General features: G+C 74.3%; 6 protein-coding genes. 5 read left to right on the top strand and 1 reads right to left on the bottom strand.

What is annotated here, in order from left to right:
• Nucleotides 1–182 precede the first annotated feature (182 nt).
• From ACFU0Y_RS15360 to ACFU0Y_RS15340, 5 genes are all read left to right on the top strand, one after another.
• The gene (locus ACFU0Y_RS15360; RefSeq protein WP_380215394.1) at nt 183–800 is read left to right on the top strand and encodes a TetR/AcrR family transcriptional regulator C-terminal domain-containing protein; all 618 of its coding nucleotides are present in this window, start codon (nt 183–185) and stop codon (nt 798–800) included.
• A gap of 105 nt (nt 801–905) precedes the next feature.
• Complete coding sequence (locus ACFU0Y_RS15355) at nt 906–2,162, top strand: MFS transporter (protein WP_380215393.1); 1,257 nt, start codon at nt 906–908, stop codon at nt 2,160–2,162.
• 47 nt (nt 2,163–2,209) lie between these two features.
• Entirely contained in the window at nt 2,210–3,850 is a 1,641-nt protein-coding gene (locus tag ACFU0Y_RS15350; RefSeq protein ID WP_380215392.1) for an amidohydrolase, read from the top strand.
• 44 nt (nt 3,851–3,894) lie between these two features.
• Nucleotides 3,895–5,004 (top strand): agmatine/peptidylarginine deiminase, encoded by a 1,110-nt coding sequence (locus ACFU0Y_RS15345; RefSeq protein ID WP_380215391.1) that lies wholly within the window; start codon nt 3,895–3,897, stop codon nt 5,002–5,004.
• The gene (locus ACFU0Y_RS15340; RefSeq protein ID WP_380215390.1) at nt 5,001–6,809 is read left to right on the top strand and encodes an amidase; all 1,809 of its coding nucleotides are present in this window, start codon (nt 5,001–5,003) and stop codon (nt 6,807–6,809) included. Before ACFU0Y_RS15345 ends, ACFU0Y_RS15340 begins: the two co-directional genes overlap by 4 nt.
• 37 nt (nt 6,810–6,846) lie before the next feature.
• Here the strand turns inward: ACFU0Y_RS15340 and ACFU0Y_RS15335 are convergent, their stop codons facing one another.
• The gene (locus tag ACFU0Y_RS15335) at nt 6,847–8,826 is read right to left on the bottom strand and encodes a M13 family metallopeptidase (RefSeq protein ID WP_380215389.1); all 1,980 of its coding nucleotides are present in this window, start codon (nt 8,824–8,826) and stop codon (nt 6,847–6,849) included.
• Nucleotides 8,827–8,914: the final 88 nt, after the last annotated feature.

Raw genomic sequence — 8,914 nt, 5'->3', positions numbered from 1 at the left:
AGATGCTCGCCCTGGAGGCGGTTACTCTCGCGTGCTGCGGCGGGCGGGCCGTGTCCTCCGGGGCCCGTGCCCGGGGCAGGTGCCCCGGCCACCGGCCCGTCCGTCGTGGACGCCGCGGTGCGTCCCGCCCGGGCGGATCCTCGATAGATTCGACAGCATCCGCACCGTCCGAGGAGTTCGCCATGGCACGTCCACGCTCACCGCTCCTGTCGGTCGACGCCATCGTCACCGCCGCACTCGCGCTCGTGGACGAGACGGGGGACTTCAGCTTCCCCAAGGTCGCCCGCCGCCTGGGGGTCAGCCAGTCGGCGCTGTACAACCACATCGACAACCGCGAGCACATCGTCGAACTGATGCGCGGCCGGGTCTTCGGCGCCCCTGCTCGGGTGGACCACGAGAAGCTGTCGTGGGAGGAGGCGCTGCGAGCGCTCGTGCGGGCCTATCGCGACTGCATGGTCGCCCACCCCCGCCTGGTCCCCCACCTCATCACGCAGACCGTCCAGGACCTCGGGGTGATCGGGATCTACGAGGACATGGCCGTCGTCCTGGAGCGGGCCGGGCTCGCGCGGGAGGCCGTCGTCCCGGCGGTCTCCGCGATCGACTACCTGGCCCTGGGGTCCGCGCTCGACCTGACGGCGCCGGAGGTCGTCTGGGCCCCGCCGGAGGGCCGGTTCCCCGCCCTGAGCCGGGCCATCGAGGGTCTCGGCTCCGTCGAGGAGCGCGCGGAGGCGGCCTTCGACTTCGGGCTGGACGTGTTCGTCGCCGGAGTGCGGGCGAGGGCCGCCCGGGAAATTTACTGAAAGCCTTTCACCAGACTCTTGTGGCGCACGGCCGGCCACCCCATACTAATGAAAGCCTTTCATTTTATGTGGTGGCACTCACATCCTGCGCACGAGGGGAAGACCATGTCCGAGAACAGCACCGAGTCCCCGGTCTCCGGCCGTGTGCCGCTGACCGCGACCCGCGCCGTGTCCGTCTTCGGCATCAGCGTGGTGGGGTTCATGACCGCCAATCTCGTCCCGGTGATGATCGTGGCGCTCACCGGGGGACCCGGGCTCTCCGTCACCGCGGCGGGGACCCTGATGACCGCCTCCCTGCTGGCCTGTGCGGCCTCCTGCCTGGCCACCTCCCGCTGGACGGCCCGTGGCGGGCGCTACGTCGTGGCCCGTGCCGGGCTGCTGCTGACCGCGCTGGGCTTCGGCGCGGCGGCGCTCGCGCCCTCCGTGCCGGTGGTCGTCGCCGGGGTGGTGCTCGGCGGACTGGGCGCCGGTGGGGCCGTGTCGGCCGGTGGGGCGGCGCTGGGTGCGCTGCGCGACCCCGACCGCGCGTCCGGGATCAACGGCTTCGTCAACCGCGGTGTCGTGTCGGTGGTCCTCCTCGCGATCCCCCTGCTGGGGGCGGGCACGGGCAGCGCCTTCGGCCTGCTCGCCGGACTGGCCCTGGCCGCTCTCCTCACCACGGGGTGGCTGCCCGAACGGCCGGCACCGGTCGCCCCACCGGCCGACGGCTCCTCCTCCACCTCCTTCTCCTCCGTCCGGACCGGCGGGCCCGCGCGCACGACGACGTCCGCGGGCCTCGGCCTGCTGCTGTGCTTCGCCCTCTGGGCGTTGAGCGAGGACTCCCTGTGGGCGGTCGCCGCCACGATGGGCGCCGAGCAGGCCCGCCTCGACGAGACCGGGATGGGGCTGGTGCTCAGCCTCTCCACCCTGGGCGGGCTGCTCGCCACCGCCGCGGTGGGCCTCCTCGGTCCCCGCCTGGGGCGGACGGTGCCGCTGGCCGTGGTGCTCGTGGCCGGAGGGGCGCTGAAGCTCCTGGCCGGCACCGTCACGGACCCGGGCTGGTACATGGTCGTCGTGATCGCGTGGAACACCCTCTACGCGGCGGCCTTCGTCTACGTCGTGGCCGTCGCCGCGGCCCTCGACGCCTCCGGCAGGTGGTCGGCGCCCCTGCTCGGGATCTACCTCGTCGGCTCCGCCTTCGCCCCCGTCTTCGGGACCGCCGTCTCGGCGGCCGCCGGCTACACCGCCCTGGGCGTGGTGCTGGCCGGGATGACGTTCGCCCTGCTGATCCCCTTCCTCGCCGTCTCCCGCGTCTCCGTCCGCACCGAGGCCGCCGCCCGGCAGGTGCCCGGGACCGGATTCCCCCAGGCGGCGATCGTCTGATGTCCCCCGATCTCCGATCTCCGACCCTCCGAGCAGAGAGCAGCACCGTGCCCGCACGCACCCTCTACACCCACGCCACCGTCTTCACCGCCGACGGCGCCGGCGCCGGCGCCTTCGTCGTCGAGGGCGACCGCTTCCGCCACGTCGGCAGCGAGGTGTCCGCGCGGGAGGCCGCCGGACCCGGTGCCGCCGAGGTCGACCTGGGCGGTGGCTTCGTCCTCCCCGGGATCATCGACGCCCACACCCACCTGCTCATGACCGGCCAGTCCCTGCAGAAGGTCGCGCTGCGCGACGCCGCGGACCTCGCCGAGATCCAGCGGCGGCTGCGCCGGGCGGTGGAGGACGACCCCGGAGCACCCAGGATCCTCGGGGCAGGGTGGCTCCACAGCGCCCTGGGCGGGGCGGCCCCGGACCGGCGGATGCTCGACGAGGCCGTGCCGGACCGCCCCGTCTACCTGGACGCCAACGACCTGCACTCGGTGTGGGTGAACACCGCCGCACTGGAGGAGCTCGGCATCGACGACAGGACCCCGGACCCGATCGGCGGGCGGATCGGCCGCGATCCTGCCACCGGAGCGGCCGACGGCGTCCTCCTGGAGACGGCGGCCCAGCAGATCGTGTGGCCGGCCCTGGCCCGGGCGACCACCGACGCCGAGCGCGACGCCCAGCTGGAGTCGGCGTTCGGGCACTACCTCGCCGTCGGGGTCACCGGGGCGGTGGACATGGCCGTCCAGGACGGCGACCTCGACGCCTTCCGCCGGGCCCTGTCCCGGCACGGAGGGACGCTCCCGCTGCGGGTCAAGGGGCACTGGCTGGTGGAACGCCGGGGCGCAGAGGCCGAGAACCTCGCCCAGGTCGCACGGGCCCGCGAGCTCGCCGAGGAGCTCTCCGGTGCATGGCTGCGGATCTGCGGGATCAAGATCATCGTGGACGGGGTGATCGACAGCTGCACCGCGGCGATGAAGGAGCCCTACGCGGACGGCAGCGTGTGCGGGCCCATCTGGGACCGGGAGTCGCTGATCCCCGTGGTGGTCGCCGCCGACGCCGCAGGACTCCAGATCGCCCTGCACGCCATCGGCGACGAGGCCTCGGACATCGCCCTGGACGCCCTCGAGGAGGCCCACCGCGTCAACGGCCCCCGGGACCGCCGCCACCGGATCGAGCACCTCGAGACGGTCACCGAGAGCAACGTGCGCCGCCTGGCCGCGCTGGGCGTGGTCGCCTCGGTGCAGCCCGTCCACGCCGACCCGGCGATCCAGCAGCACTGGCGCGCCGTGCTGGACGACGACCGTGTCGACCGCGCCTACCCGTGGACCGAGTTCCGCGACGCCGGCGCCACGCTGGCCATGAGCACCGACGCGCCCACTGCGCCCCACCAGCCGCTGCCCAACCTGTACGTCGCCACGACCCGGAGGTCGGCGCTGGACCCGTCCCTGCCGCCCAACCTGCCCCGCTACGCCGTGGACCTGGCCGACGCCCTGTGCCACGTCACGCGGGACGCCGCCTTCTCGTGCCGGGCCGAGGACCGGGAGGGCCGGATCCGCGCCGGCCACCTCGCCGACTTCACCGTCCTGGACACCGACCCCTTCGCCGCCGGACCGGCCCAGCTGATGACCAACCGTGCGCGGCTGACCGTGGTCGGCGGCCGTGTCCGCTTCCACGCGGACGTCACGGGGGTCACGCCGTGACGTCCCCGACCCCTGTCCGCAGCACGAACCGAGGAGCACCGACCATGCACCCTGCCGGCACGACACCGACGACCACCCCCAGCGCGCGCACCGGCACGGAGACCACCGTGATGCCCGCCGAGTGGGCTCCCCACGAACGCACCTGGATGGCCTTCCCGACCCCCAACGACACCTTCGGCCCCGCCGGCAGCGAGAGCCTCGCCCGCGCCCGGCGCGCCTGGGCGGCCGTCGCCCGGACGATCGCCCGCCACGAACCCGTCACCGTGGTGGCGGCCCCCGCCGACGCGGACGTCGCCCGCACCGCGCTGGGGGAGCGGGTCGACGTGGTCGAGGCACCGCTCGACGACGCCTGGCTGCGCGACTCCGGCCCCACCTTCGCCCACGACGCCGCCGGGGAGGTGGTGGCCGTGGACTGGGTGTTCAACGGCTGGGGCGCCCAGGAGTGGGCCTCCTGGGGCCACGACCGGCACCTGGGCCGCTTCGTCGCCGCGCAGGCCGGTGCGGACGTGCGGCCCAGCACCCTGGTGAACGAGGGCGGCGGGTTCCACGTCGACGGGGAGGGCACCGTCCTGCTCACCGAGACGGTGCAGCTGGATCCCGGGCGCAACCCGGGGGTGAACCGGGAGCAGGTGGAGGCCGAGATCCACGCCCGGCTGGGCACCACGACGGCGATCTGGCTGCCTCGGGGGCTCACCCGGGACTACGACGAGTTCGGCACCCGCGGCCACGTGGACATCGTCGCCGCCTTCGCCGGGCCCGGCACCGTCCTGGTGCACCGCCAGGACGACCCGGCCCATCCCGATTTCGCGGTGTCCCGGCAGATCCGTGCGGTGCTGGAGGACGCCGTCGACGCCCGCGGACGCCGGCTGCGGATCGTCGACGTCCCCGCCCCCACGGTGCTGGACGCCGGGGACGGGTTCGTGGACTTCTCCTACATCAACCACTACGTCGCCAACGGCGTGGTCGTGCTGTGCGCCTTCGACGACCCGCACGACGCCGTCGCCGCGCAGATCCTCGCCGAGGCCTATCCGGGGCGGACCGTCGAGCTGGTCGACGCCCGCGACATCTTCGCCTTCGGCGGCGGCATCCACTGCATCACCCAGCAGCAGCCGGCCGCCCGCCGGCCTGCCACGGACCAGGAGGGCATCCGATGAGCGCGTTCGGCAGCGATCTGGACAGCCGGCCCGGCCACCGCTCCGACGGGGCGCCCCGTGCCGTGGCCGGCACCGGGAGCGGCACCGGGTTCGACGTCGTCGAGGCCGACATCGCCGGGCTGCGCGCCGCGCTGGAGTCCGGCCGGACGACCAGCGAGGAGCTGGTCACCGCCTACCTGGCCCGCATCGCCGCCTACGACCGGGGCGGGCCGGGCCTCAACGCCGTGGTCGTGGACAACCCCGAGGCCCTGGCCGAGGCCCGCGCCTCCGACGCCCGCCGGGCCCGGGGGGAGACGCTGGGGCCGCTGGACGGGATCCCCTACACCGCCAAGGACAGCTACCGGGCCCGGGGCCTCACCGTGGCCGCCGGCTCGCCGGCGTTCGAGCACCTCGTGGCCCAGGACGACGCGTTCACGATCGGCCGGCTGCGCGCGGGCGGGGCGGTGCTGCTCGGGCTGACCAACATGCCCCCGATGGCCAACGGCGGCATGCAGCGCGGTCTCTACGGCCGGGCCGAGAGCCCCTACAACGGCGCCTACCTCACCGCGGCCTTCGCCTCCGGCTCCTCCAACGGCTCCGGCACCGCCACGGCGGCGAGCTTCGCGGCGTTCGGGCTGGCCGAGGAGACCTGGTCCTCGGGCCGGGCCCCGGCCTCCAACAACGCCCTGTGCGCCTACACCCCCTCCCGCGGGGTGATCTCGGTGCGCGGGAACTGGCCGCTGGTGCCGACCATGGACGTCGTCGTCCCGCACACCCGCACCATGGCCGACCTGCTCGAGGTCCTCGACGTGGTCGTCGCCGACGACCCCGAGACCCGCGGCGACTTCTGGCGGGTCCAGCCCTGGATCGAGATCCCGGCCGCCTCCACCGTGCGCCCCGAGTCCTACCCGGCCCTCGCGGTGCCCGACGCCGCCGCGGCCGCCGGGGTCCTGACCGGCACCCGCCTGGGGGTGCCGCGGATGTACGTCAACGCCGACCCCGAGGCCGGCACCGCCGCCCACCCCGGCGTCGGCGGTCCGACCGGGCGGCGGATCGAGACCCGCCCCTCGGTGATCGCGCTGTGGGAGGCCGCCCGCCGCGACCTCGAGGCCGCCGGCGCCGAGGTGGTCGAGGTCGACTTCCCGGTCGTGTCCCACTACGAGGGGGACCGGCCCGGCGCCCCCACGATCGCGACCCGGGGACTGGTGAGCCCGGAATACCTGCACCGGGAGATCGAGGACCTCTCGGCATGGGCCTGGCACGACTTCCTCGACGCCAACGGGGACCCCGCCCTGCACGACCTCGCCGAGGTGGACGGGTCCCGGATCTTCCCGCACCCGTCCGGCGCCCTTCCGGACCGCTACGACGGCTTCGACGACGACATCGCCGACTACCCGGAATTCGTGCGCGCCCACGGGGTGCCCGTCCTGACCGAGATCCCGCACCTGGCCGAGGGGCTGGCCGGTCTGGAGCAGACCCGCCGGATCGACCTGGAGCAGTGGATGGACGCCCTGGGCCTGGACGCGGTGGTGTTCCCGTCGGTCGCCGACGTCGGTCCCGCCGACGCCGACGTCGACGAGACCTCCGCGGAGGCGGCCTGGCGCAACGGCGTGTGGGTGGCCAACGGCAACCTCGTGCCCCGGCACCTGGGCATCCCCACCGTCACCGTGCCGATGGGCACGATGGCCGACACCGGGATGCCCGTGGGCCTCACCCTCGCCGGCCGTGCCTGGGACGACACCGCCCTGCTGCGCCTGGCCGCGGCCTTCGAGGCCACCGGCACCCGCCGCACCGCACCCCCGCGCACCCCGCCGCTGCCCGGCTGACCCCGCACGTGCCGTCCCGCGGCAGGGGCGGGGCAGGTCACCAGATGTTGACGCGGTCCTCCGGGGGCAGCCACAGGGCGTCCCCGGGGCCGGTGCCGAAGGTGTCGTGGAACGCGAACATGTTCTGCACCACCCGGTTGCAGCGGAACTCGTCCGGGGCGTGCGGGTCCGTGGCCAGCCGGTTGACCAGCTCCTGCTCCCGGGCGGTCGAGCGCCACAGCGCCGCGTAGGCGTAGAAGAAGCGCTCCGCGCCGGTCAGTCCGTCGAGCACCGGCGCGGTGTCCTGGTCCAGTCCCCGCTCGGCCAGGGACATCCGGTAGGCCACCAGGGCGATCTCCAGCCCGCCCAGGTCCCCGATGTTCTCGCCCACCGTGAAGGCGCCGCTCACACGGTGCCGGGCCGGGTCCAGCCCGCGCGGCGTGCAGCCGTCGTACTGGGCGACCAGCGCGGCGGTGCGCCGGGCGAACTCCGCCCGGTCCTCGTCGGTCCACCAGTTCTCCAGGTGACCCCGGGCGTCGTACTTGGCGCCCTGGTCGTCGAAGCCGTGACCGATCTCGTGGCCGATGACGGAGCCGATCGCGCCGTAGCACACGGCGTCGTCGGCGTCGATGTCGAAGAACGGCGGCTGCAGGATCCCCGCGGGGAAGACCACCTCGTTGAGCACGGGGTGGAAGTAGGCGTTGACCCAGTGCGGATAGAGGAACCACTCGCCGCGGTCCACGGGGGTGCCCATCTTCCCGACCGTGCGGTCGTGCTCCAGCGCCAGCCCCGCCCGCACGTTGCCGAGCAGGTCCGCGGGGTCCGGCTCCAGCGAGGAGTAGTCCCGCCAGGTCTCGGGATAGCCGACCTCGACCGTGAACGTGGACAGCTTCTCCAGGGCGCGCACCCGGGTGGCCTCCGACATCCACTCCAGCCGGGAGATCCGCTCCCGGTAGGCGGCCAGCAGGTGCGCCACGAGCTGCTCCACCCGGGCCTTGTGCGCCGGCGGGAACCAGCGGGCCACGTACTCGCGCGCCACGTCGTCGCCCAGGATCCGGGTGACCAGGAACTCGGCCCGCCTCCAGCGCTCGCGGGGACGGGTGATCCCGGACAGCGCGGTGCTGTAGAAGCGGAAGTTCTCCTCGACGAACGGCCGGGGCAGGAACGGGGCGCGCCTGGACACGATCCGCCACGACTGCCAGATCCGGATCTGCGCCTCGGACCACTCCTGCCACAGCCGGCCCAGCGCCGTCACGAACGAGGGCTGGCGCACGATGATCCGGTCGAAGGGCTCCGCGCCGCGGCCCGGGGCGGTGCCCTCGAGCCACGCCCGCCACGGGAAGCCGGGGGCCATGGCCTCCAGGCCGGGCACGTCCACGGGGTTGTACATCTCCTCGACGTCCCGCGCGGCGACGGTGTCCCAGTGGGCGGCGGCGAGCTGCGCCTCCATGGCGAGCACGGTCGCGGCGGCCTCCACCGCGGGCACGCCCCAGCGCGCCGGCAGGCCCGCCAGCTCGAGCATCGCCGCCACGTGGGCGGTGAACGCCGTGCGCAGCGGTGCGTGCAGCGGGTCGGTGTAGTAGCTGTCCGTGGGCAGGGAGAGCCCGTCCTGGCGCAGGAAGAACGAGTAGCGGGAGGAGTCCCGGGAGTCGTTCTCCACGAAGAAGGACAGCGGTCCGTCCACGCCCGTGCGGTGCAGGGCGGCCGAGGCGCGCGCGAGCCCGTCCTTGCCCCGGGCGGCGTCGAGCACCGCGAGGTCCGGGTCCAGGGCGGCCCGGCCGCGGCGCTCGATCTCCTCCTCGTCCAGGAAGGAGCGGTAGAGCGCGCCCATCCGCGATCCGGCGGGGGCCTCCTGCACGATCTCGTGCACCCGCTGCGTGTTGCGGTCGGTGAGGATCGCGGAGGCGCCGTCGAACGCGCGGTCCTCCGGCAGCTCGTGCGCCTCGATCCAGCCGCCGTTGACGTGGCGGTACAGGTCGTCCTGGGGACGGACGCCGGGATGGACGTGCTGCAGCTCGAGGCCGGAGTCGGTGGTCACGGGAGCTTCCCCTGTCGTCGTGGCGGGGCGGGAGGCGCGGGGCGGCGGCGTCCGCCCGGCTCCAGCCTACGGACGACGACGCCGTGGC

Source organism: Kocuria sp. NPDC057446, assembly GCF_042802875.1.
GTDB lineage: Bacteria > Actinomycetota > Actinomycetes > Actinomycetales > Micrococcaceae > Kocuria.
The sequence above is the reverse complement of the archived record's forward strand: the minus strand, read 5'-3'. Positions and strand labels throughout refer to the sequence as shown.

Bases quoted from the DNA above. Each gene is read 5' to 3' on its own strand.
- ACFU0Y_RS15340 (WP_380215390.1), top strand. From the start codon at position 5,001: ATGAGCGCGTTCGGCAGCGATCTGGACAGCCGGCCCGGCCACCGCTCC.
- ACFU0Y_RS15360 (WP_380215394.1), top strand. From the start codon at position 183: ATGGCACGTCCACGCTCACCGCTCCTGTCGGTCGACGCCATCGTCACC.
- ACFU0Y_RS15355 (WP_380215393.1), top strand. From the start codon at position 906: ATGTCCGAGAACAGCACCGAGTCCCCGGTCTCCGGCCGTGTGCCGCTG.
- ACFU0Y_RS15345 (WP_380215391.1), top strand. From the start codon at position 3,895: ATGCACCCTGCCGGCACGACACCGACGACCACCCCCAGCGCGCGCACC.